This is a genomic window from Staphylococcus sp. GDY8P120P, from assembly GCF_017892065.1.
GTDB lineage: Bacteria > Bacillota > Bacilli > Staphylococcales > Staphylococcaceae > Staphylococcus > Staphylococcus nepalensis.
In genome coordinates, this window is record NZ_JAESKI010000016.1 from 19,402 (window position 1) to 42,299 (window position 22,898).

The 22,898-nt window shown below is 29.0% G+C and carries 24 protein-coding genes and 3 pseudogenes; 16 read left to right on the forward strand and 11 right to left on the reverse strand.

Going from position 1 to position 22,898, the window contains the following annotated elements; genetic code table 11:
* The first annotated feature begins 8 nt into the window (after window positions 1-8).
* The 3 genes and pseudogenes from mco to KA900_RS10735 all read left to right on the forward strand — a co-directional run.
* Window positions 9-1,442 carry a multi-copper oxidase Mco gene (gene mco / locus KA900_RS10725; RefSeq protein ID WP_000277153.1) on the forward strand — a complete coding sequence of 478 codons (1,434 nt, stop codon included), beginning with the start codon at window positions 9-11 and terminating at the stop codon, window positions 1,440-1,442.
* A 19-nt stretch (window positions 1,443-1,461) separates the two neighbouring features.
* The gene (locus KA900_RS10730; RefSeq protein ID WP_031797011.1) at window positions 1,462-2,010 is read left to right on the forward strand and encodes a YdhK family protein; all 549 of its coding nucleotides are present in this window, start codon (window positions 1,462-1,464) and stop codon (window positions 2,008-2,010) included.
* Between the two features lie 280 nt (window positions 2,011-2,290).
* A pseudogene (locus KA900_RS10735) lies at window positions 2,291-2,416 on the forward strand (helix-turn-helix domain-containing protein); the annotation flags it as partial.
* Window positions 2,417-2,722: 306 nt separating this feature from the next.
* Here the strand turns inward: KA900_RS10735 and arsC are convergent.
* The 6 genes from arsC to arsD are packed head-to-tail and all read right to left on the reverse strand — an operon-like array spanning window position 2,723 to window position 8,458.
* Window positions 2,723-3,118, reverse strand: coding sequence for an arsenate reductase (thioredoxin) (arsC, locus tag KA900_RS10740; protein WP_002509695.1), 396 nt, complete (start codon window positions 3,116-3,118; stop codon window positions 2,723-2,725).
* A 17-nt stretch (window positions 3,119-3,135) separates the two neighbouring features.
* Window positions 3,136-4,428 (reverse strand): arsenite efflux transporter membrane subunit ArsB, encoded by a 1,293-nt coding sequence (arsB, locus tag KA900_RS10745; protein ID WP_210139595.1) that lies wholly within the window; start codon window positions 4,426-4,428, stop codon window positions 3,136-3,138.
* On the reverse strand, window positions 4,428-4,742 hold the full coding sequence (locus KA900_RS10750) for an ArsR/SmtB family transcription factor (RefSeq protein ID WP_002509693.1): 315 nt from the start codon (window positions 4,740-4,742) through the stop codon (window positions 4,428-4,430). Before KA900_RS10750 ends, arsB begins: the two co-directional genes overlap by 1 nt.
* The gene (locus KA900_RS10755; RefSeq protein ID WP_210139596.1) at window positions 4,739-6,403 is read right to left on the reverse strand and encodes an FAD-dependent oxidoreductase; all 1,665 of its coding nucleotides are present in this window, start codon (window positions 6,401-6,403) and stop codon (window positions 4,739-4,741) included. Before KA900_RS10755 ends, KA900_RS10750 begins: the two co-directional genes overlap by 4 nt.
* On the reverse strand, window positions 6,403-8,124 hold the full coding sequence (arsA, locus tag KA900_RS10760) for an arsenical pump-driving ATPase (protein WP_210139607.1): 1,722 nt from the start codon (window positions 8,122-8,124) through the stop codon (window positions 6,403-6,405). Before arsA ends, KA900_RS10755 begins: the two co-directional genes overlap by 1 nt.
* Complete coding sequence (gene arsD / locus KA900_RS10765; RefSeq protein WP_013730043.1) at window positions 8,111-8,458, reverse strand: arsenite efflux transporter metallochaperone ArsD; 348 nt, start codon at window positions 8,456-8,458, stop codon at window positions 8,111-8,113. Before arsD ends, arsA begins: the two co-directional genes overlap by 14 nt.
* Window positions 8,459-8,742: 284 nt before the next feature.
* On the opposite strand from arsD, the gene KA900_RS10770 reads away from it, so the two are divergent.
* The 4 genes from KA900_RS10770 to KA900_RS10785 all read left to right on the forward strand — a co-directional run bounded on the left by KA900_RS10770 (window position 8,743) and on the right by KA900_RS10785 (window position 10,430).
* The gene (locus KA900_RS10770; RefSeq protein WP_002509689.1) at window positions 8,743-8,937 is read left to right on the forward strand and encodes a hypothetical protein; all 195 of its coding nucleotides are present in this window, start codon (window positions 8,743-8,745) and stop codon (window positions 8,935-8,937) included.
* 49 nt (window positions 8,938-8,986) lie between these two features.
* Complete coding sequence (locus KA900_RS10775) at window positions 8,987-9,307, forward strand: ArsR/SmtB family transcription factor (protein WP_002509688.1); 321 nt, start codon at window positions 8,987-8,989, stop codon at window positions 9,305-9,307.
* Between the two features lie 90 nt (window positions 9,308-9,397).
* On the forward strand, window positions 9,398-10,282 hold the full coding sequence (locus tag KA900_RS10780; protein WP_002509687.1) for a permease: 885 nt from the start codon (window positions 9,398-9,400) through the stop codon (window positions 10,280-10,282).
* A 13-nt stretch (window positions 10,283-10,295) separates the two neighbouring features.
* Entirely contained in the window at window positions 10,296-10,430 is a 135-nt protein-coding gene (locus KA900_RS10785; RefSeq protein WP_002509686.1) for a hypothetical protein, read from the forward strand.
* Window positions 10,431-10,548: 118 nt separating this feature from the next.
* On the opposite strand, the gene KA900_RS10790 is transcribed toward KA900_RS10785, so the two are convergent.
* Complete coding sequence (locus KA900_RS10790) at window positions 10,549-11,283, reverse strand: DUF536 domain-containing protein (RefSeq protein ID WP_046466204.1); 735 nt, start codon at window positions 11,281-11,283, stop codon at window positions 10,549-10,551.
* Window positions 11,284-11,701: 418 nt separating this feature from the next.
* On the opposite strand from KA900_RS10790, the gene KA900_RS10795 reads away from it, so the two are divergent.
* The 4 genes and pseudogenes from KA900_RS10795 (at window position 11,702) to KA900_RS10810 (ending at window position 14,837) form a co-directional block, all read left to right on the forward strand.
* Window positions 11,702-12,673: a replication initiator protein A gene (locus KA900_RS10795; RefSeq protein WP_002508634.1), complete on the forward strand. Its 972-nt coding sequence runs from the start codon at window positions 11,702-11,704 to the stop codon at window positions 12,671-12,673.
* Between the two features lie 15 nt (window positions 12,674-12,688).
* Window positions 12,689-12,986: pseudogene (locus KA900_RS14800) on the forward strand (protein rep); the annotation flags it as partial.
* An 867-nt stretch (window positions 12,987-13,853) separates the two neighbouring features.
* Complete coding sequence (gene cadD / locus KA900_RS10805; RefSeq protein WP_210139598.1) at window positions 13,854-14,471, forward strand: cadmium resistance transporter CadD; 618 nt, start codon at window positions 13,854-13,856, stop codon at window positions 14,469-14,471.
* 18 nt (window positions 14,472-14,489) lie between these two features.
* Entirely contained in the window at window positions 14,490-14,837 is a 348-nt protein-coding gene (locus tag KA900_RS10810) for an ArsR/SmtB family transcription factor (protein ID WP_064210029.1), read from the forward strand.
* Between the two features lie 515 nt (window positions 14,838-15,352).
* On the opposite strand, the gene KA900_RS10815 is transcribed toward KA900_RS10810, so the two are convergent.
* Window positions 15,353-16,051 (reverse strand): MerR family transcriptional regulator, encoded by a 699-nt coding sequence (locus KA900_RS10815; RefSeq protein ID WP_245339181.1) that lies wholly within the window; start codon window positions 16,049-16,051, stop codon window positions 15,353-15,355.
* Between the two features lie 252 nt (window positions 16,052-16,303).
* Here KA900_RS10815 and KA900_RS10820 point away from each other — a divergent pair, with 252 nt between their 5' ends.
* Together KA900_RS10820 and KA900_RS10825 are read left to right on the forward strand one after the other, a co-directional pair.
* Window positions 16,304-16,699: an HTH domain-containing protein gene (locus KA900_RS10820; RefSeq protein ID WP_210139600.1), complete on the forward strand. Its 396-nt coding sequence runs from the start codon at window positions 16,304-16,306 to the stop codon at window positions 16,697-16,699.
* A gap of 789 nt (window positions 16,700-17,488) precedes the next feature.
* Window positions 17,489-17,908: a plasmid mobilization protein gene (locus KA900_RS10825; RefSeq protein WP_210139602.1), complete on the forward strand. Its 420-nt coding sequence runs from the start codon at window positions 17,489-17,491 to the stop codon at window positions 17,906-17,908.
* A 1,936-nt stretch (window positions 17,909-19,844) separates the two neighbouring features.
* Here KA900_RS10825 and KA900_RS15015 read toward each other — a convergent pair.
* The 3 genes and pseudogenes from KA900_RS15015 to KA900_RS10835 all read right to left on the reverse strand — a co-directional run.
* Window positions 19,845-19,921: pseudogene (locus KA900_RS15015) on the reverse strand (hypothetical protein); the annotation flags it as partial.
* Between the two features lie 81 nt (window positions 19,922-20,002).
* A complete protein-coding gene (locus tag KA900_RS10830) occupies window positions 20,003-20,269 on the reverse strand; it encodes a Txe/YoeB family addiction module toxin (protein ID WP_210139603.1) in 267 nt (88 codons plus the stop codon).
* A complete protein-coding gene (locus tag KA900_RS10835) occupies window positions 20,270-20,527 on the reverse strand; it encodes a type II toxin-antitoxin system Phd/YefM family antitoxin (protein ID WP_210139604.1) in 258 nt (85 codons plus the stop codon).
* A 203-nt stretch (window positions 20,528-20,730) separates the two neighbouring features.
* Between KA900_RS10835 and KA900_RS14890 the strand changes: the two genes are divergently transcribed.
* From KA900_RS14890 to KA900_RS10850, 3 genes are all read left to right on the forward strand, one after another.
* Entirely contained in the window at window positions 20,731-20,823 is a 93-nt protein-coding gene (locus tag KA900_RS14890; RefSeq protein WP_021459888.1) for a type I toxin-antitoxin system Fst family toxin, read from the forward strand.
* Window positions 20,824-21,046: 223 nt separating this feature from the next.
* Window positions 21,047-22,378 carry a hypothetical protein gene (locus KA900_RS10845; RefSeq protein WP_210139605.1) on the forward strand — a complete coding sequence of 444 codons (1,332 nt, stop codon included), beginning with the start codon at window positions 21,047-21,049 and terminating at the stop codon, window positions 22,376-22,378.
* Window positions 22,379-22,553: 175 nt separating this feature from the next.
* A partial coding sequence (locus KA900_RS10850; protein WP_210139606.1) for an alcohol dehydrogenase catalytic domain-containing protein occupies window positions 22,554-22,898 on the forward strand: 345 nt, incomplete at its 3' end.

The following is a 22,898-nucleotide window of genomic DNA, read 5'->3' on the forward strand; positions in this document are numbered from 1 at the left end:
TAAATATAATGTATAAAAAAATGTTCACAATTTTAATTACGTTATTTTCTATAATGTTTATGGTTCCTAATGATACTTTTGCAGAAGGTAAGCACAACATGATGGACATGAAAGAAAATGATCAAAAGCGAAATGATATGATGGATATGAAAAGTCATGACGAAAGAAAAAATTTGAATTCTTCACAAGGAAAAAATGAAATAACATTTCCCAAAGTTTTAGATCCTAAAAAAGATAACAATGGTTATAAAAGTTATACATTAAAAGCGCAGAAAGGAAAGACAGAATTTTACAAAGGTAATTTCTCTAACACTTTAGGATACAATGGAAATTTACTTGGGCCAACTTTAAAATTAAAAAAAGGAGATAAGGTTAAAATTAAGTTAGTCAACAACTTAGATGAAAATACAACATTTCATTGGCATGGGTTAGAAATAGATGGAAAAGTGGATGGAGGCCCTTCTCAAGTTATAAAACCAGGAAAAGAAAAAACAATAAAATTTGAGGTTAAACAAGAGGCTGCTACATTATGGTATCATCCCCACCCCTCCCCAAATACAGCTAAACAAGTTTATAATGGTTTATCAGGGTTATTATATATAGAGGATGACAAAAAGAATAATTATCCTAGCAATTATGGGAAAAATGATTTGCCTATAATAATCCAAGATAAAACATTTGTATCTAAAAAATTAAATTATACAAAAACGAAAGATGAAGATGGTACTCAAGGTGATACAGTCCTTGTGAATGGGAAAGTAGATCCTAAATTAACAACAAAAGAAGGAAAAATACGTTTGAGACTTTTAAATGGCTCCAATGCTCGGGATTTAAATCTTAAGCTAAGTAATAATCAAAGTTTTGAATATATTGCTTCAGAAGGCGGCCATTTAGAAAAGACTAAAAAGTTAAAAGAAATTAATTTAGCTCCTTCAGCAAGAAAAGAAATAGTAATAGATTTATCTAAAATGAAAGAAGAAAAAGTCAATCTTGTTGATAATGATGAAACAGTAATTTTACCAATTATTAACAAAGAAAAAAGTACTAACAAAGACACTACTCCAAAAGTAGATAAAAAAATCAAATTAGAAGGTATGGACGATAATGTTACTATTAATGGCAAAAAATTCGATCCTAACAGAATAGATTTCACACAAAAGGTAAACCGGAAAGAAACTTGGGAAATTGAAAACGTCAAAGATAAAATGGGTGGTATGAAGCACCCGTTCCATATCCACGGAACGCAATTTAAAGTTTTATCAGTGGATGGGAAGAAACCTTCAGAAGATATGAGAGGCAAAAAAGACGTTATATCTCTGGAACCTGGACAAAAAGCCAAAATAGAAGTGGTTTTTAAAAATACTGGGACATACATGTTCCATTGTCACATACTTGAGCATGAAGATAATGGAATGATGGGACAAATAAAAGTAACAAAATAATTTATAAGGAGAATTCAATATGATGAAAAAATTGAGCTCAATTATAGTAGCTTCAGGATTAGTATTATCAGCTTGCTCAACGGGTAGTAAAGAAGAAAATAATGGTTCTAAAGATCAAAAAGAAGAAGAACACATGGAACATAAAAGTGAAAGCAAGGCTCCAGATGATATGAAGCGTACAGACGATAGTAAATTTAAAAAAGGGGATGAAGTTACTATTACAGCAGGACATATGCCCGGTATGAAAAATGCGGAAGCTACTGTAAAAGGTGCTTATGAGACTTATGCTTATGTCGTAAGCTATACACCCACAAATGGGGATGAAAAGGTCAGTAATCATAAATGGGTTGTTAATGAAGAAGTTGCCGATGCCCCTGAAAATGGCTTTAAGAAAGGTGATACAGTTAAATTAGAAGCTGACCATATGCCAGGTATGAAGGGGGCAGAAGCAAAAATAGATGATGTAAATAAGACAACTGTTTATGTAGTTGATTATAGATCAACTGAAAATGACAAAATGGTTAAAAATCATAAATGGATGACAAGTAACGAACTAAAATCGAGATAAATTAAATTATCCTTTTAGTTCTTTAAAGTATTTAGTTAGTGATTGATAAATGCAATGAGAATCCCCTTTGTTAAATAGACAAGTAAACAAATAAAATTTATGGCCACTCTCATATCCACAATAATGAGAGTGGCCATTTGTTTAGAAAAATTAAATGATTTTAATGAAAATGAGGGGATCTTTTATAATTTATCAATGGAATTTCGAAAAATATAAAATGGAATAGTGAATGTATTGAGCTTTATCATTTATCAAGAAAAGTTATTCTAAATTAGCAGGTAAAGTCACAGATAATAACCTTAGAGATGCTATTGAGATGTATATGAGCAAAAAATACACTTTAGATGAGATAAAAGAACAGACAAATATAAGTAGAGCAACCTTGTATCGTCATCTAGATAAATAAGAGGTGATGAACGTTGTTAAAACAAGATTTAGTGTATAATGTACTGTTATCGATTAGAGAAGAATAAAGTGTAGATTTTAAAACTTTAGATGTAAGCGAAAAAATTTTTTATTAGCACTTGAAAGCATAGCGAGGCAAGATTTAGCAAAAAATATAGAGTTATTCTACAATGGGTTTTTTCCTATATGTGGCACAACAATATATGCAGAACTAACAGAAAAAGGTAAGCAGCAAATATCATTATATAAAACAGAGGATAAGCACATATAACAATGCTTATCCTCTGTTTTTGAATTTTATATTAACTTAATTATCATAAAATTGCTTGATCTTTTGACCTATTTCATCTCTTACACGTTGAAATTCTGACCAAGATTTACCTGCTGGGTCATCAAAGCCCCAATGTTCTTTTTTTACATTAGGCGGGATGACTGGACAATTCTCATCAGCATCACTACAAAGTGTAACAACTAGGTCTGATTGTCTTAAAATTTTATTATCAATTAAATCAGAAGTATGGTTTGATATGTCAATATCCACTTCTTTCATAGCTTCTATCGCCTTAGGATTTACGCCATGCGTTTCGATACCTGCTGAGTAAACATTCCATTCTTCGCCGAGTATTTCTCTTCCCCAGCCCTCAGCCATTTGACTACGACAAGAATTACCAGTACATATAAAGTAAATTGTTTTCTTATCCATTTATTATTACCTCTCTTTTAAAAAATTATTAGTGTTAAATATAGACCTAATAGGGTTACAAATAAAACAGGGATTGTGATAATAATTCCGGTCTTAAAATAGGTTCCCCAAGAAATCTTGACACCTTTTTGAGTTAGTACGTGTAACCAAAGAAGTGTGGCTAACGAACCAATTGGTGTTATCTTAGGCCCCAAATCAGATCCGATAATATTCGCATAAATCATACCTTCTTTTAATATTCCTGTAGCACTCGATTGACCAATTGCTATTGCATCTATTAAAACGGTTGGCATGTTATTCATAATAGAGGATAGGAATGCAGCTACAAAGCCCATACCCATAATGCTGCTAAATAAGCCATAACTTGAAATGTTTGTTAGTACATCACCAAGAAGTGTTGTAATGCCCACGTTTTTCAAACCAAATACGACGAGATACATACCAATAGAGAATAAAACAATATTCCATGGCGCACCTTTAATTACTTGTTTCGTATGCACGGCTTTAGATTTACGCGCTAATAATACAAATATTAAAACAATGATACCAGCAATAATGGATACTGGAATATTTATAAACTCACTTATTAAATAACCAATGAGTAATATACCAAGTACGATCCACGAGATGTTAAAAAGTTTTTTATCTTTAATCGCTTCTCTTGGTTCTCTAATGTTTACTGCATTAAATGTTTTTGGAATAGACTTTCTAAAATATAACCATAAAACAAGAATACTTGCGATCAATGAGAATATATTAGGTATAATCATTTTACTGAAGTATTCAATAAATCCAATATCGAAATAATCTGCGGAAACAATATTAACTAAATTACTGACAATGAGCGGTAATGATGTAGAATCAGCTATAAAACCACTAGCAATAATAAATGGAAATATCGCTTTTTTATCAAATCCTAAACTACGAACCATAGCTAAAACAATAGGAGTAAGTATTAAAGCTGCTCCATCATTTGCGAAGAAAGCTGCTACAACTGAACCTAATAGCATGATAAAGATAAACATTTTCAATCCGCTACCTTTTGATGCTCTCACCATATGTATAGCAGACCATTCAAAGAAGCCAATTTCATCTAATATGAGTGAAATAAGAATAACTGCAACAAAAGTTAAGGTCGCATTCCAAACAATTCCAGTAACTTCTAGTACGTCTGAAAAGCTTACAACGCCAGTGATTATAGCAACTACAGCACCAATTAATGCAGTAATACCAATATCTAGACCTTTAGGTTGCCATATAACAAAAATTAACGTTAATACAAATATTGTGATTGCTAATATCGTCATCATTAACACTCACCTTTCTCTACTGTTTCACATATACATGGGACAGTACTGGAACTCAATAGAGTCAGTCGTGATGTAACGTCATCCAATACGTCATGATTCAATTTGTATAAATTTTTATTACCATCTTTTCTGGATGTAATTAAATTATTGTCTTTTAATACTTTCATATGATGACTTAATGTGGGTTGAGAAAAAGAAAAATGCTCTAATAAATCACAAGCGCATAATTCACCACAAGATAACAAATCTAATATTTCAAGACGGCTACTATCAGCAATCACTTTCAAGTATTGTGATATCTCATTATAATTCAATTTTTCTTCTCCCTTTCTACTTGAAATCTTTTATATCGTTGATAATTTTTATTGCCACCTGATAAATTATATACTTGTTTAAAGCCTAAATTAATAAGTACGTTTTGTGCAGCATTACCAGTAGTACCTTTATTACAATAAGTCACGATTGTTTGATTTTTATCTAACGTTTTTGCATAACTTCTCAACGTTTTCAATGGGACGTTAATCGCTCCATCAACATGATCAACTTCAAATTGCTTTGGAGAACGTACATCTAAAATCAATAAATCATTTTTTTGTTTTACGACTTCTTCAGGCGTTATAATTTTACGTCCCCGAGTAATATTGTGACCAATCATCCCTGTATAAATAACAGGATCTTTAGTTGTAGAAAAAGGAGGTGCATATGCTAAATCTAAATGAAATAAATCTTCTGCTTTGGCACCAAATGTTATAGCAGTAGCTAGTACATCAATTCTCTTGTCTACGCCCTCATACCCAACTATTTGCGCACCAAGTAATTTAGAATTATTTTTATCAAATATAGCTTTAATTACCATTTCTTGACCTTGCATATATTCTGGACGATTCGGTTTCACATTGTGTAATACATCAATATCAATTTCTAACTCAACAGCTTCTTTTTCGGTTAAACCTGTCTGGGCAATTGTCATATCAAAGATACGGACAATGCCTGTGCCTAAAATGCCTTTATGTTCTAGATTTCCACCAGTTAATCGATCTCCTAAAATACGACCCATTTTATTTGCTGTAGAACCTAGCGGTCTATATATAGGATTACCAGTAATTAAATTATAACTTTCTGCTGCATCACCAATTGCATATATATGAGGAATATTTGTTTCCAAATACTTATTGGTTTGTATTGCTCCAGATTCTCCAATATTAATACCAATTTCTTTAGCTAATTTAGTATTTGGTGTGACACCAATCCCAATAATGATTAAGTCTGTATCAATTAATTCGCCAGTTTTTAAGCTGACTCTATTTATCGTATGATTCTCATCATAATCAATAATGTCAATTTCATTATAGGTATATACGTTAGCTTTATCTTCAATATATTCTTGAATCATAAAACTCATATCGTAGTCTAAATGAGGCATAAAAGTGTTACGTTGAACAATTGAAGTGTTGTAATTAGATAATTGTTCTAACATCTCTAAACCAATAAATCCACCGCCAACGATTGTTATATTCTGAACATCATGGTCATTAATATAATTATAAATTGCTTTGGCATCATTAATATTTTTAACTTTAAACACATTATTATATTCTTCGCTATTTAATTGAGGGAGTTCTTTAGGCGATGAACCTGTTGCTAATACTAATTCGTCATATTTTTGAATCATCTTTTCATCATTTACTAAATTAGTAACTGTTATTGTTTGATCACTATCATTTATCTTATTCACTTCATGTTCTGTATAAATATCTATATTAAAGCGTTCTTTAAACCATTTAGCATTTCGTGGCGTGAGTTCATCAATATCAGATACATTACCTCCTATATAGTAGGGGATACCACATACGGAATACGAAATATCACTACCTTTATCAAAAACGGTAATTTCAACATCTTCACTATTTCTTCTTGCTTTAGCCGCGACACTCGTACCGGCAGCAACTGAACCAATGATAACAATTTTTTTCATTATTCTAACCCTCCATAAGGTATGACAAAGTAATTATTAAGACTTTCATTTTTAATCTTGTTTATCCAAATCGATTCATCTTCTTTTTTGTTACTAAAAAGGTCATCACGTTGATTTAGCGTAACTAATGATTGATTAACGACCCACCAATTATGTCCTATATCGGCTCTATTTAAATCTTCTACTAAACGTTTAGATTCTAAATAAGGTGTTTTTTCTGCTAGTGTTACGATTATCATCTGTGTTAAATCTTGATTTTGAATTTTAGGTAATAACGTTTCAACATTACTGGTAGTTTGAGTTGATTTTTTCTTTAGTTCTTTATGGTGATTTTCACTAGAATCAAGTAACAACAAGGTATGGCCTGTAGGAGCTGTATCTACAATTACGTAATCCATGTCTTCTTGATTCTCCATAATGTCACTAAAGGCTTTGAAAAATGCTATTTCTTCTGTACAAGGTGATTTTAAATCTTCCATAATATAATCAATATCGTCTTGTGGTGTATCATCATTCACTGTGGCTAATATTTCTTTTTTATACTTTTCTAATGCTTGTTCTTCATCAATATAAGCAGTATTTAAATTACTTGTGGTTTCAACATTAATTTCTTTAGTAGGGTCAGTCGTTGCTAAAAGAATACGATGTCCTTTATTAGATAATTCTGTAGCTAATTGCGTTGCTACTGTCGTTTTACCAACGCCACCTTTTCCCATTGTAAATAAATATTGAACTTTACTATTTTCAATTTCATCTATTAATTTATTGAATTGCGGATGATCTTCAACAATAAAGTCATCATTTTCAATTAAGTTATCATCATTTAATAGATTAGTTAAACTTTCTATACCTTCTTCTTTCTGCTTTTTATATGGAACGTAATAAGCATGATTGTTATTTAACCATTCAGTAAAATGATTAATGTTTTTATCTTGTTCTGATTTCATCTGACTCGAAATTAAACCGTGACTTTCTTCTATATAGTTGTTAATGACTACTTTGAATTTAGAAATTGATAGTTGTTGTAATTCTTGTTGCGCTCTTTGAATTTCATATATAGAAGAGTGGTTAGGTTTCGCAACTAAGATCATGGTCGTATCGTCTTGGTTACGTAGTTTTTCAAGTGCTGAATTATATTTACCTCTATTTTCATTTAAACCCGATAATTGACCTAAGCAAGAAGCGTCATTACTCGTTGTATTTAAATAATCTGTCCATGCAGAAGGTAATTCAAGCATTCTCAAGGTGTGACCTGTTGGAGCTGTATCAAATATAATGAAATCAAATTCTTGTTCTAAAGTTTTATCGGATAAAAAATTTGTAAATTCATTAAATGCTGCTACTTCAACTGTACACGAACCACTTAACTGTTCTTTCATCTCAGAAAGCACATCTTCTGGTAGAATACCCTCATAAGGTTCTATAGCTTGTGCTTTATAATCGCCTGCAGCAGCAATCGGGTCAAAATTGGCTATAGAGAGATTAGGTATAGGTTGATATGTAGTTAATTTATTAGATAATTCCATTTGAAATACATCTTGTAAATTACTAGCTGGATCAGTACTTACTAAAGCTACTTTCTTTCCATTCTCTGCTAAGTTTAAAGCAATAGAACTTGATATCGTCGTTTTGCCTACGCCACCTTTACCAGTAAAAAACAAATATTTTGTTAACTCAACATTATCTAAATTCAATTTATTTAAGTATTTAACAGCATCCATCTCCACCACAGCATCCTCCATTTCTCATCTGATTAACCGTAATAATTTCATCGGCTTCTTCTTGGGTAATATAAGTACCCGTTTTAGCTATATTGCCTTCTATAAAAGTGATTGGTAAAACTTCATTACCTTTTTCTTGAATTAAACGAATAGCTTCTTTATTTTTAATAAATTCATTCGGATTATTACTCATATTATAACGTTGAACTTCTATTTGATTTTGTTTTAAATATTCATTGATTTGGTTCGTCTTTATTAGTGTTTCATCCGGTTCTGGACCACATACGCCAGTAGAACAGCACATAGCTTCTTCGTATATTTCAATATTTAACATTATACTCACCTCATTAATTATTTTACTACCATAGATTAGCATCTATATAGATTAGTGTCTATGTATTGATTTGGATTTTTAAAATTTAACTTAATTTGAGTTTCTAATAATATAGTTAGGAAGAAAATATTTTTACTATTGCTGTGGAGCATGTCTAAGTTTATGTGAAATTATAGTTTTTTAATCTTGCAATAATGTATATATTGATTTATATTTAATATATCAAAAAAAATTGATATATTAAATGGAATAAAATTATTTAGACAATAAGGAGGTGTGCCTGATTGCGAGTAAACCACGCAAGTACTTTATCTGTTGGTTACTTTGTAAGTTATTTAAATCTTGTTATGGTATCAAGAGAAGTCACTTTAAAAGAAGCTACAATATATATGGAGAAGGAGTTCTTTAAAGGTAATATTCATCAGTATGGTGAATCAACAGAAAATAACTACAAACAAGCAATACAAGAATTGAAATAAAAATAATATAAACTCTAATCAAATATTATAAAAAAGAGGTGTTCTTTTTATGGAAGTTATTAAAGCAAAAACTGATATGAATGAAGATGAACAATTAGCTTTTTATGAAAGCATGTTTAATGCACTTGCTGACAAAAATAGATTAAAAATACTTAATCAAATTAGTCAAAGCCCTAATAAATCACTATGTGTATGCGACTTAGAGGAGTTATTAGATTTAAAACAATCTAAAATTTCATATCATTTAAAAAAACTAGTAAGTGCACAGATTTTAATACCTGAAAAATACGGTACTTGGAACTACTACAAAATCAATGAAGCACAAATTCAAGTTGTATTAACTGAAGATACTTGCTGTAAAATATTATAGGATTTATCTTATTACACATCATATTAATCAACTTTTTTTAATTTATATATCAAAAAAAGTTGATTAAATAAATTCAGAGGAATTATACTAATGACAGATTCAATCATAGAATTCATAAAAACATTTTTAATGTTATTTTTTGAATTGTTAGCATTATTTATAGTTGTAAGTTTTATTGTAAGTTTAATTCAACAAGTAGTATCAGAAGATAAAATACAAAAGCTTTTAAGCAAACCAAATAAAGCAACCAACTATGTATTAGGAATGATTTTTGGTGCTATAACACCATTTTGTTCTTGTTCTACTATTCCTATACTTGCAGGTTTGTTAAACTCTAAAGTTCCGTTTGGTCCAGCTATGAGTTTCTTAATCGCTTCGCCACTCATGAATCCACTCATGATATTTATGCTATGGATTTTATTAGGGTGGAAAGTTGCTGTTGTTTATTTTGTTGTATTAGCGATATTCAGCATTTTAACTGGCCTTGTTTTTTCAAAAGTGAATTTAGCAGAGAGTTATAAAGGCGTTAATGTCAAAGGTGATGGATTTTTCACTAATAAATCAGGATCTCGTGTTAAGCAAGCGTTAAATGATGCTTGGGCTTTCCTATATCCAATGTTACCTTATTTAATTATTGGTGTATTTATCGGTGCATTTATTTATGGATTTATTCCAGAAAGCTTTATAACACAATATGCGAGTGGCGATAGTATTATCTCTGTTATTATTGCTTCTGTTATTGGTATACCTATGTATATTAGACCAGAAACAATGCTTCCTATAGCTGAAGCTTTAGTATCTAAAGGTATGTCACTGGGAACAGTCGTAGCATTAATTATAGGTGGCGCAGGAGCAAGTATTCCTGAAGTTGTATTGTTATCTAAATTATTTAAAAAGAAATTTGTAATATCTTTTGTTATAGCAATTTTAGTCGTAGCTATTGCTACTGGTCTAATTGTTAACTTAATCATTTAAGGAGATGAAGTAAATGGGTATCAAAGACGCATTAAAAAAATTAAAACCTCAAGAACAGTCATGTTGTTCAGTTGAAATTGAAGAGAAAACAGACAAAAAAGACGAAAATAATGAGAAAAAAGAAAATGGTAATAAAAATTGTTGCTAACATTAAAAAAGTTCTGTTTGATTTTGCATTTATTAACATAATCGATGATTATCAGAAGTTCGATTCACATAAAAAAGCACGACAAGTTCATAAACTTGTCGTGCCTTTTTAATTACAATTAGTTACCAAATAAACGACTCCAAAACCCTTTTTTAGGGGGCTGTTCTCCCCTATCCTCATTCTCACTCTCTATTTCTTCAGATGGTTTATCATCTTTTGCTAATACTTTTTCGTTTGTACTGTCATCTTTTTTCTCTTCAGCTACATCTTTATGTTGTACTTCTGTTGGCTGTTCATCTTCTTCTTCTTGATTAATATCTTTAGATTCTTCGGTAAATGTTGCTTCTTGCGCATTAACGTTTTGTCTATCATTAACAGATGTATCAAAGGAATAATTAAGCTGTCTTTCTTCCTCTAATTGATTCTCCAATTTTTGAATCTTCTTATTACTCTCTAATGCCAATACTTGCTGATTCTCAAGTAATTTTGATCTTTCCTGCAACTCTTTTCTGTAGAATTCAATTGTTGTTTCATGACGATTTTCTTGTTTTTCAATTTGATCATTCAAAGTATCAATCTGATTTTTAAGGATTTCTACTATTTGAGTATCACTTTTGGATTCAACATTAATATTATCTGACTCTTTTTTTTGTTTGTCTTCAGTAGTACTTTCAAAACCATATTTCTTTTTATTTTCATTTACTCTTTGAATAATTTTTTCTATATCGGTATCTTCTTTAATAAACGAAGTGTTTTCCTGTTTTATTGTCTCTATATTCAATCGTTTAATGTTATTGAAAATTGTTTGCTTACTAACCCCTAATTCTTCACTCAATATTTTCACGCTTTTCATATCATCAACCCTTTATAAAATGTTTATAAACCCTTTATAACATATTACAAGCTTGTTATGCTTCATAATAAAGTAATTGGTAAATCAAAAATATACAACCATCAACCCTTTTATCAAGTGTTTATAAAGGGTTGATGGTTGTTGTCAAGGGTTTATAAACCCTTTATCAACCCTTGACAAACCTACATTTTCCCTTTTATAAGCTTATTCAAAGTGCTATAATAACCTTAATACAACAAAAACCCCAACTACTGGTAATAGTCGGGGTTTGGTAATAAAACGTTGCAGCACGTTTATAAATATTTTGATATCTGTATTATATACAACTATATCATCAAAGTGCAAGCAAAAAATTTATGTGTTCTTGTAATGTTTTATTACCTCTATCCAAAATTTGAATAGGAAAGGGGTTTTTATTATGTCTAGAAAAAACATAAAAAATCAGGCCAGTCAAAATTTCTATATGCTACATAAAGTATTATTTATCAATGAAAAATATAAAAAGTTAAGTGATAGTGCAAAAGTTACCTATGCAATTCTTAATGATAGAGTAAGTTTATCTATTAAAAATAATTGGATAGATCAAAATGGAGATATATATTTTATTTTCACAAATGAAAATCTTCAAGAAGTGTTAGATAAAAGTAAAAATACAATAACCAAAATTAAAAAAGAATTACAAGAAGTGGGTTTATTAGAACAAGTTAAAACTGGATTTAATCGACCAAACAAACTATACCTTCATGAAATTGAAACAAATATAAATATTGAAAAAGAAATACAAAATAGCACTTCAAACAATGACGAATCAAGTGATAGCAAGGAATCCCAAATAATGGGAGTCCAGAATCCCAAACAATGGGAGCCCAGAATCCCAAACAATGGGAGCCCAGAATCCCAAAACTTAGACTCTAATGATACTGACTTAAGTAATACTGATTATATAGAGACTGAGAATAATGATACGCATGATATGAATGATACATACAACAATTCAATAAACAATAATCATTCGAATCATACAAATCATCAACAAACCGAATTTAATAATGATGCGCTTAAGTTTCAAGTCCTCGAAGAATTGCCTCAACAACTTCAAGACTATTTAAGTAAATTTGAAATTAGAGAAATTCGGATTATTAAAAGTGTATTACTCAAAGGTAAAAAATCATTTAATAATGCACATGATACGTATTACCGTTTAGAAGATGTTGAGTTTGAAATTGTAAGTGTGTTGAAACGTTTTAAAGCGATGCTGCTACAAAAGAATGAAACGGTTGAAGCGATGCAAGGGTATTTAATGCAATCCATTAAAGCTGAATTCGAAGAAACACATGCACTTTATATGCGACGTCAAAACATGAAACAACATAATATCTTTAATCAGTAATTCAAATAATCTATAGCAATCAAAGAGGCCTCAAAATATCCGATTAAGTCATCGGATTATTTAACTGGATATAGTAAAAAAAATTCAGGTTAGTAATTTAAAACAAGGTTTATATCGAAAATGTATGTTGAGTTATGGTGGATTACTTAAATAAAAATATAAAATTCTAAATTTAGATGATGCCGAAGATGGCAATTTAATTAATATAAGTGACTAAGATAAAACAACAAACCAAGAAGAAAAAGCACATTCAATTACTGCAATTTGGAATTTTGAAAAACCAAATTATTACTTAAAAGCTTTGAAACGTTAGTTTAAAAGCTAGCGTTTTTTATGTATTTTTTCCCCTGGGGGAACTATAGCGTTCAACCGGCATCGTTGACCAGTTTTACTATGAAAATTTTAATTTGCATGTAACTGGGCAGTGTCTTAAAAATCGACACTGGATTTATCAGAAATTTATGTATGGTTTATCTGCAAAATAAAAATTATAAAGTTTAAGAAATTCCAAATCAGTATCAGAGATATTTTGCTTTTTCATAATTTGGATTGTTTTTATAATTCTTTAGTGTTTGGAATATCATATAGATCAAAAAGTTCTTGTGATGTTTTATCAAATACGGAAAATATAAATTCAAAGTTTATTATCATAAAGAACACCTCTTATTTGGCTCATATTTGTGTTTTAAGAAATAAAAATGATTATACAGATAAAAATATATATTACTTTAGAGTTTGCTCTAAATACCCCCTTAAAATGCAAAATAGATATATTAGATTATCAAACGCAAATATGATTTTAGAACGACACCTTTTAGGTGTGTAAGTGCGCCCTTGGATATATAAAATAAAAAGCCAATCCACATAAAAATGGAATGGCTTTTGCAAAGTAGATTATAAAAAACTACTGTTAATAAGCGCCTAAACGTTATAGCCATATTATAACAAGAACACGCATTTATGCCGAGAAAATTTATTGTGCGTTGAGAAGAACCCTTAACTAAACTTGCAGACGAATGTCGGCATAGCGTGAGCTATTAAGCCGACCATTCGACAAGTTTTGGGATTGTTAAGGGTTCCGAGGCTCAACGTCAATAAAGCAATTGGAATAAAGCATCTATGATTATTTGAAAACATAAGTTATAATACATTCAAAAATATTTTTGAATGAGGTGTAATTATGATTCAGACTATTGTAACTGCTGCTATTCTTTATATTGCGACAGCAGTAGATTTATTAGTGATTTTATTAATATTTTTTGCTAGAGCAAAGACTAGGAAAGAATATCGAGATATTTATATTGGTCAGTATTTGGGTTCTATTATTTTAATATTAGTTAGTTTGTTTTTAGCTTATGTATTAAATTATGTTCCTGAAAAATGGATATTAGGATTATTAGGGTTAATACCGATTTATTTAGGAATTAAAGTGGCTATTTATGGTGATTGTGAAGGAGAAAAGAGAGCTAAAAAAGAATTGAATGAAAAAGGGTTGTCTAAATTAGTTGGTACGGTTGTAATTGTTACGATAGCAAGTTGTGGTGCTGATAATATTGGTTTATTTGTTCCGTATTTTGTGACATTAAGTGTTACTAATTTATTAATTACTTTGTTTGTCTTTTTAATTTTAATTTTCTTCTTGGTATTTACTGCACAAAAATTAGCTAATATTCCAGGAGTTGGAGAAATTGTTGAGAAATTTAGTCGTTGGATTATGGCTGTTATTTATATAGCTTTAGGTTTATTTATTATTATTGAAAATGACACTATTCAAACAATTTTAGGATTTATATTTTAATTTAGGGTGTGATTTTATATGAGTTATGAAAATGCTTGTGATGTGATCTGTGTACATGAGGATAAAGTTAACAATGCTTTAAGTTTTTTAGAAGATGATAAATCTAAGAAATTACTTAACATTTTAGAAAAAATTTGTGATGATAAGAAATTGAAAATCATATTATCTTTGATTAAAGAAGATGAGTTGTGTGTTTGTGATATTTCTTTGATATTGAAAATGAGTGTTGCTTCAACTTCACATCATTTAAGACTTTTATATAAAAATGATGTACTTGATTTTTATAAAGAGGGAAAGATGGCATATTATTTTATTAAAGACGATGAAATAAGAGAGTTTTTCTCTAAAAATCAGGAGGGTTTTTGAAACGAGTGAAACGAGTTTCTTCTTGTCTTGATACTATTAGAAATAATTCAAATATGTAATCCATTATTACAATAGCTTTTGATTTAAGTTCATAAAAATTAATTCTTTAATATCATTTAAAAAATAAGAGTCTGGCCCTTCGTCCCAGACTCTTAAAACATCATTCGTCTTCTGCTGATAATTTGTACAGTTTGTATGTTTTGATCATGAATGCTTTCTGCATAGCTATTAATCATTAGTATATCGCCGATAGGTCCTGTTACTAATGCAACACTTAAAACCACAAAAAATAAAGCGCCCACGCCTTGAGACATTTTACTTAAAGTTTTGTGGTATTTCTTTATTTTATGCTGAGAAAATATATTGTGTGTTGCGAAAAATTCTTAACTAAGCTTGCAAATGAATATCATCATAGTGTGAGCTATTAAACCGATCATTCGACAAATTTTGGATTTGTTAGAGGTTTCGAGTCTCAACATCAATCAAGTAACTAATTTTTTAATCGTGTATAACTTCTAAGCAATGGTTTTTTCATTGCAATATGGACATGTTAATTTTCTAGTTTTTGACGTATGTGCTGCGAACATTATGTGTAAAAGTTTTGGCTTAAATTGGTTATGACAATTAGGACACATGTATATGACTGATTGGAAATATTTATTTGTTATTAATATAGCGCATAGTATTGCTATTATTAGTGATATTAAAAAGGGTAAATAACTTTTAATTGCAAAACTTATAGAAATACCTAATAGTTGTGAAAATGTTCCTATACCGCCGATTAAAAATAATTTTTTGTATAGTTTCTTACGTTCTGCGTTTTTTGTCATAGCGTTTTCTATGTCTATTAACTTTTGTATTTGAGAATTAGATTTTTCGGAAATCATAGCTTTTATATTGTACATATGGTCTAACTTTTTCTTGTTTTCTTGAATGATTTTTTCTGTTTCGTTAATTTTTTCGCTTATTATCAAGTTGGTTGATCTCATATCTTTATCATTTTTTAGTAATTCTGTGATGTCTTTTAGAGATATATCCATGTTTTTTAAAATTAAGATGATTTTAAGCTTTTCAACTTCTTTTTCAGTATAAACTCTGTAATTGTTATCTTTGATATATGCAGGTTTTAATAAATCTTTTTTATCATAAAATTGAATGGATCTGTTGGAAATATTAAATAATTTACCTAATTCTCCTGTTGAATATTCAGACATAGTTTCACCTCCACTTTCATTTGTATTCTATGACCTAACGTAATGGTCAATACAAAGCGATAAATATTTATTATTTTTGGTGATTTTGAAACGAGTTTCTTTTTGTCTTGATACTATATAGAAATAATGTTCTTTTTAAATTATATAGTATCATTTGTAAGATTTTTAATTTAATTATTGATAAAATCATACTGGTGGTAAAAAAATTGACACTATGTGGTAGCTTGATTATATATAAGGAGAATATTTATATTGAAAACAATTCAAGAGATTGCAATAAATTTAAGCGTTTCTAACACCACAGTTAGAAACCATTTAAAAAAACTATCTCAGGATTTATCAAAATTTAAACAAAAAAACGTTTACAAAATTGATACTGAGGTAGAAAAATTTTTAAAAGATAGTATATTAAAAAATAGAAATGAAGATTTAAATAGTGAAAAGCAGGAATCTAAGGATTCAGATATGGAAACAGTTTTACTGGAAAAAAGAGCTGAAGAAATTTTTAAAGATAATGAATATCTTAAAAGCGAAATTAGTAAGAAAGATAACTTAATTGAAGATTTAACGATATTATTCAAACAGCAACAAAAATTACAATTAGATGCTAATAAAGAATTGCTTAAATATAAAAGAGAGAGGAATTAAAGAACAAATAAAAAAACTTTAATTTATGATATTAGTAAGCAGTATTTTATTGTTAGGTCTAAATATTGAATCTGAGCTAACCAACATAGTGTTCGAATTTTATAAATAAATAATGTGAGTAAAAAGTGACCTACATGTATTAAGAATTAATGCAATAGGTCACTTTTTTTATTGAAAGTTTGTTAGCAGTATTTGTAATGATAAAAAAAGGAGTTTAATATATATTTTATGAAAGAGAGTTATTTATACTTTTAGATCATTGAAAATGAATTTATATTGACTAAGACTTTAACCAAAGGAATCGCGGAAGGAATCCCGGACAACAGGATAAGGAGAAACAATGCCATTGCCATGGCACCCAGCATAGCTGGGGTTCTCTAAACTTATCTTTAAAAGATCTAAATGCTGATATTACGGTGTTTATGAATCATATTTAATGATGGACACAAAGGAATCCATGAAATTTTACATGGCATTTTCTTTGGAAAACAGCAATTCTTATATCCTTTGGGGCGCAAGGGATTTAGCAACAAGGAATCTTTAGATTCCCTAGGGATTCCCTAAAGGATTCCCTATTTCCCTTCTAAATTAATCAATATTTCATTCTATATTTTATTAGTAATTACTAAGTTTAATATGATACGATAAAACTAAGTAATTGCTAAGTCAACAACTTGTTAAAATAGATGAGTATTTACTTAGTTTATTTTTTGTAAAAATATTAAGTGATTACTAACCATATTATCGGATGAACAAATGAGTAATTACTTAGTTATGGAGGGGTCAAAAATGATCGATAAAAGTCATAGAAAAGCTAAAACAATCAATATCAATTTGACTGAAGAAGAATATAAAAAGGTAAAAGCGTTAGCAGAAGATAGAGATTTAAATCCAACAGCTTATACACGGCTTGTGGCATTAGGTAATCGTATCAAACCTACAATTGTCTACAACACAGATGAGCATACTGAACAGTTAAAAAAAGAAAAACAAAAACTTGAAATGGCTTTAGAGACAAGCGTACCAAAAGAAGATGTTGAACTTTTAGAAGCACAATGTGAACATTATAAAACTTATATTGATACGTTTAAGCAGTTCTTACAGTATGTACAAGAGGATGCGGAATATATTAATTTGAATGGATATAAAAATGATGAAAAGCTTAAAGAAGATATTAGGGATGCTATTAAATCATTTTTTGAAAACTGATTTAATTTTTCAAAGATATAAAACATACGAATATAATTTATATTACATTTTGAAGTTTTCGTTCTCACCCACACAATTAAAATCGAGGGCTTTCTCACTCGATAAATTCTGTCATCTTCACTCGTTATACATTCGCTTATTTTAGATGAAGATGAGGAAAAAGAGCTAGTAATTCTGTTTGCTATTACCGATCTAGACAACGCAGCAAGTGAAAGTACAGACATTTCAAATACTGATATTGAAAATATAAGAAACGATGCAGTAGATGAAATGGAAAAATTATATAGTGAAATAGAATAAGAAAACGATACTCAAGAAGGACTAAAAGCTCAGAAAAAACAACTTAATCATTTTAGTACTGATAAAATTTATGAATTAACATCAATAAATAATAAGACTGGAATCAGATCAAATGACAAACCAAAATAAGAAGAATGATTTTATTCTGGTAGCGCCTAGAAAAATTAAACAAATAGAAGGTATATAAAAGAAATTAAATTAGTTATATAAAAACATTAACTTTGAAGAATTGAATTATGGAGAAGTTAAAATTGATGAAAATTCAAACTTTATATTAGATAAAGAAAACGAAATAAATGAATTGATTAATCAATTAAATGATTTCAATAACGATATAATACGTTATAAAGAATATTACCTATCACAACAAACTACTGAGAAAATGCTCAATTCATAAAACAATTAACCAATGAAGATGATACAAACAAATCAATAACTAATGACAATAACAATAAAGATAATCAAATAAATGAAGATATAAATACATTTATTTAAACATTAAGTGTTCAGTTAAAATATTTAACTGAACACTTTTTTATTCTGGTACCGTTAATGTATAAGCATAAGTTACTACATAAAAATAATTTCAAAGGTTAATTTAAGGCGAATAAATTATGTAAATAATACATGTTAAGTCTTTCACAAATACTCGTTAATTTAAATAAAATACATAAAATCCAGACTCCTTTAGGGAGTCTGTAACGACTCTAAAGAGTCCTCGTTTTTAAACCTCTTGCGGGACAAGGGATATGTCGTTCGGTAAATGCTCATAAAAATGCCATGTAAAAATAAACAAACTCTATTGTTATCGCGTTATAAATTATTATATAAACACTATCATATCAGCATTTATAGTGTTAAAGGATAAGTTTAGAGAACCCCAGCTATGCTGGGTGCCATGGCAATGGCATTGTTCCTCCTTATCCTGTTATCAGGGAGTCTAAAAGGAGTCGCTGATATAATTAATAGGCAAGAATAAACAATATAAGTTGTTCTATTAATTACCATTAATATAATGTTATAAGTTTTATATTAATAAACTTTAATCATCTTAATTGAGTTCGTTTATTAATAAACAACCAATTAATGTATATAAAATGTGACGCTAATTAGGAACATTAGATATACTTTAATAAATCAAATAACCACATTTTTATTTTTGATTTATTAAATGCAATTAAACTTAGTTATAAGTTAATGCAAGAGGTTTAGTTTTTGAAATACTAATTAAATGTTATAAAAAAGAGGAATCTATACATAATATAAATTCCTCTAAAGATATTTGAAATATACTTTATTAACTTAATGCATCTTTTACATCACTTGTAGGTAAAAGAGAACTATATTAATAGTTCCCTAAATAATTTCATCAATCCGTTTCATTTGTTTTACTGCATCATTTTTAAAATTAACACTCATATATGAATTGAAACCACGTTTTATTTTTCCGATTATAGCATGTGGTTCTGTTATATTTATTTTATCCAACCAATTTAGTAATGATATATAATCAAATATATCAATATGATTAATTAATCTTTCATATCTTAAATTTCGATTTATTATTTACTAGTGATTATTTAGTAATAAAGACCAAAAAAAATAACCATCCAACTTTAGCCGGTTAATGGTTATTTTAGATAAATAATAAGGCTACCGTCTTTCGAACGGGCTCATTTAGCAACATGTTAGCGCATGTTGTCCTTTTTCTATACAAATCAATAATAATATTGTATTACATAAATGCCCATATGCTATTTTAATATATAATCCATAGCTAAAAATTAGCTGCTTTTATTCATAATGTGACCATGCAGAAAGGATAAAAACTTTCTTATCATCTTCATCAACTGTGTAAACAACTCTATGTTGATGGTTTATTCTTCTTGAATAGCGCCCTAAGTGTTTAGGTTGCAACTTTTCAAAAGATTGACTCGGAAAATAAGGGTCTTCTTTTAACGTGTCTATAATTTTTAAGAATTGTGTTTTCAACTGTGATTGTTTAATTTTCTTTAAATCAGTTTTTGCTGAATTTTTAATAGAAATACTGTAATTATCCATTTAGAGATTATCCCAGTCTAAATCATCAACGTTAGTGTAGCCACTGTTATCTTTTTCACGCTCTCGTACTTTATTCATAGTCCCTGTTGTTTCAAGATATAACGTTTCTTGAATACTATCCCAATCTTTCTGACTTATGATTACGGCGTTATTTTCACTCTTAGAACTACTTATAATAACCGGTTCGTGGCTATTATTAACTTGTTTAAGTAGTTCATAGAATTCTTTTCTCGCATTAGTAGGTGTTTTAATATTCATTATTAGTCACGTCCTTTCATTATTCTATATTATAACGTACTTAAAAACGTACGTAAAGTTATGACCTATAATGAGTTATAAGTTTGATTTTTACATAATTCAACTTATCGGAAGTGCATATGCTTCAAAAGATACAGATGGTATAATAACAGAGTCGCCTTAACTTCCATAGGCGAAATTACTATGGAAGGAGGTGAGCATCTGTGGACTTTTTATTCGTAACGGTTATTGCACCTGTGATAACTGGATGTATTGTAGCTTGGTTTACCTATTGGCTAAATCAGCACAATAAATAGGCGACTATCCATATCACATAAAGAGCCCCAAACCTACGGCAATAGGTTGGGGCTCGGTGTATATCTATGGACTTTCTATTCGTTAATTGTATTATAACATCATAGTGTAGAGGAATGCAAAAAGCTTGTTAAAGCTAGGAAAAAATAACTATCTTTACAAAATTAAATCTGTAAATTAGATATACAATTTTGATATAAAATTAGGTGCAAAGGAGAGTTTTTAGTGAATAATATTAAAGGCAATAGATACATATATCATTATCATGTTTTTGAAAATGTAGTAGAGAACTCTGATAACTATGATTTAAGTAAAATAATGGAAGTATTACCGGTCGTAGCATTTGGTAAGTTTAAGAGAAAAAATGAAATGAATTTTGGGAAAATTACTGAAAACCATCAACTTTTTCAAAAGCAAAAATTCTATAAAGAGACATTAAAATATATCGGAAGAAATTATTTAGAGTCTGAAGGGTATTACAGTAACTGTATATCTATGGATTCCTATTCTAGTTACCATACTTTTTTTTTAGCACCTATTGTATTTGAAATAGAGAATAAAAATATTTATACATACTTTACTTTGAAAATATTTGAACAAGGAATCTTTTATGTGGAAATATCCGATGAACTAGATAAGTTAGAAACAGAGGAGGATAATTTTAATATTTTGGAAATAGTAGGAAAAGGAGATAAAGTTTTAATTCCAAAATTAACAGAAGGAGAAATTGACTATGAAGAAACGGAAATAAAAGAAGATATAATAAATGACTTTATTAGCGACTATTGGAAAGAAATTGTCGAAAATATTGAAAAAATATTTAATCAAGTTACTAAACATTCGTATTATACGCTTTTTATGATAGATAATAGTATGCATAATATTTCTAGTAATATTAACGATTACAAAAAAATAGCGACAGCCCCATATTATAATAAATTCGGATCTTATTTTATAAATGGAATAAATCAATTTAATTTTAACCATTTTACTTTTATAGGAAATATTGATCGCATGGTTATTAATTTAAAAAGTGGAAAAAATGAGTATGAAATATCTAAAGATGACTATATTAGTGATAAGGATCATTTTAGAGGAATTAATCATGCGTTTATTATGTCTGCATTAAACCATATATATATAAAGAAAACTATATTGAACCTTTTAGCAGAAACTACGTATATTGATACACCGTTGCATAAAGAATGGCTCAATAAACTAGAAAAGACTATAATACAAGGGTACTCATTAAAATATTTACCATCCCATAATCTAAGAAGTGAACTAGATAAAAACTTTATAGATGATAGAGAATTTGATTTTATACAAAAAATACACTTTGAAAATACGAATAACATAATAAGTAAACAACAGGAAGTGACGGATTCAAAAATAAACTTTTTAAATGTCATTATCCTGATATTTACTATTATTTCTTTAGGCCAAATAATTGATATTTTCACAGACGATAAACCACTTATTGTGAGTAGTATTATAGGTGTTGGTATAATTATTTCAGTTATATATATAAAATATTTAAATTGGCTAAAGAAATAAACTAAATATAAGTGAATAAGTAGTTTGTTTATACATTATTTAAAAATCAACGTTTAATTAGAGTACACTCTAATCATATAATAATTTAGAAACACTATATTAAAAGGTTAGTTTATTTGAAAGTAATTTTTAAAAGGCATACTATTAAATTAACTAAAACAAGGAGGTTTTATCAATGAAAGCAGCAGTTTGGTATGGTCAAAAGGATGTACGTGTTGAAGATCGAAAATCTAAAGAGTTACAAGATAATGAGGTTAAAGTTAAAGTGTCTTGGGCTGGCATTTGTGGTACAGATCTACATGAATACTTAGAAGGCCCTATATTTATTTCAACAGACAAACCAGACCCGTTCCTTGGCCAAAAAGCGCCCGTTACATTAGGCCACGAATTTGCAGGCGTAGTAGATGATATTGGTTCTAAGGTTACAAAATTTAACAAAGGCGATCGTGTTGTTATTAATCCTACAGTTTCAAATCGTGAAAAAGAAGAAAATATTGACCTTTATGATGGTTATTCATTT

Excerpts from the sequence above, each read along its gene's own strand:
- mco (WP_000277153.1), top strand. The coding sequence starts at position 9 with ATGTATAAAAAAATGTTCACAATTTTAATTACGTTATTTTCTATAATG.
- KA900_RS10730 (WP_031797011.1), top strand. The coding sequence starts at position 1,462 with ATGATGAAAAAATTGAGCTCAATTATAGTAGCTTCAGGATTAGTATTA.
- arsC (WP_002509695.1), bottom strand. The coding sequence starts at position 3,118 with ATGGATAAGAAAACAATTTACTTTATATGTACTGGTAATTCTTGTCGT.
- arsB (WP_210139595.1), bottom strand. The coding sequence starts at position 4,428 with ATGATGACGATATTAGCAATCACAATATTTGTATTAACGTTAATTTTT.
- KA900_RS10755 (WP_210139596.1), bottom strand. The coding sequence starts at position 6,403 with ATGAAAAAAATTGTTATCATTGGTTCAGTTGCTGCCGGTACGAGTGTC.
- arsA (WP_210139607.1), bottom strand. The coding sequence starts at position 8,124 with ATGGATGCTGTTAAATACTTAAATAAATTGAATTTAGATAATGTTGAG.
- arsD (WP_013730043.1), bottom strand. The coding sequence starts at position 8,458 with ATGTTAAATATTGAAATATACGAAGAAGCTATGTGCTGTTCTACTGGC.
- KA900_RS10775 (WP_002509688.1), top strand. The coding sequence starts at position 8,987 with ATGGAAGTTATTAAAGCAAAAACTGATATGAATGAAGATGAACAATTA.
- KA900_RS10780 (WP_002509687.1), top strand. The coding sequence starts at position 9,398 with ATGACAGATTCAATCATAGAATTCATAAAAACATTTTTAATGTTATTT.
- KA900_RS10785 (WP_002509686.1), top strand. The coding sequence starts at position 10,296 with ATGGGTATCAAAGACGCATTAAAAAAATTAAAACCTCAAGAACAGTCA.
- KA900_RS10790 (WP_046466204.1), bottom strand. The coding sequence starts at position 11,283 with ATGAAAAGCGTGAAAATATTGAGTGAAGAATTAGGGGTTAGTAAGCAA.
- KA900_RS10795 (WP_002508634.1), top strand. The coding sequence starts at position 11,702 with ATGTCTAGAAAAAACATAAAAAATCAGGCCAGTCAAAATTTCTATATG.
- cadD (WP_210139598.1), top strand. The coding sequence starts at position 13,854 with ATGATTCAGACTATTGTAACTGCTGCTATTCTTTATATTGCGACAGCA.
- KA900_RS10810 (WP_064210029.1), top strand. The coding sequence starts at position 14,490 with ATGAGTTATGAAAATGCTTGTGATGTGATCTGTGTACATGAGGATAAA.
- KA900_RS10815 (WP_245339181.1), bottom strand. The coding sequence starts at position 16,051 with ATGTCTGAATATTCAACAGGAGAATTAGGTAAATTATTTAATATTTCC.
- KA900_RS10825 (WP_210139602.1), top strand. The coding sequence starts at position 17,489 with ATGATCGATAAAAGTCATAGAAAAGCTAAAACAATCAATATCAATTTG.
- KA900_RS10830 (WP_210139603.1), bottom strand. The coding sequence starts at position 20,269 with ATGGATAATTACAGTATTTCTATTAAAAATTCAGCAAAAACTGATTTA.
- KA900_RS10835 (WP_210139604.1), bottom strand. The coding sequence starts at position 20,527 with ATGAATATTAAAACACCTACTAATGCGAGAAAAGAATTCTATGAACTA.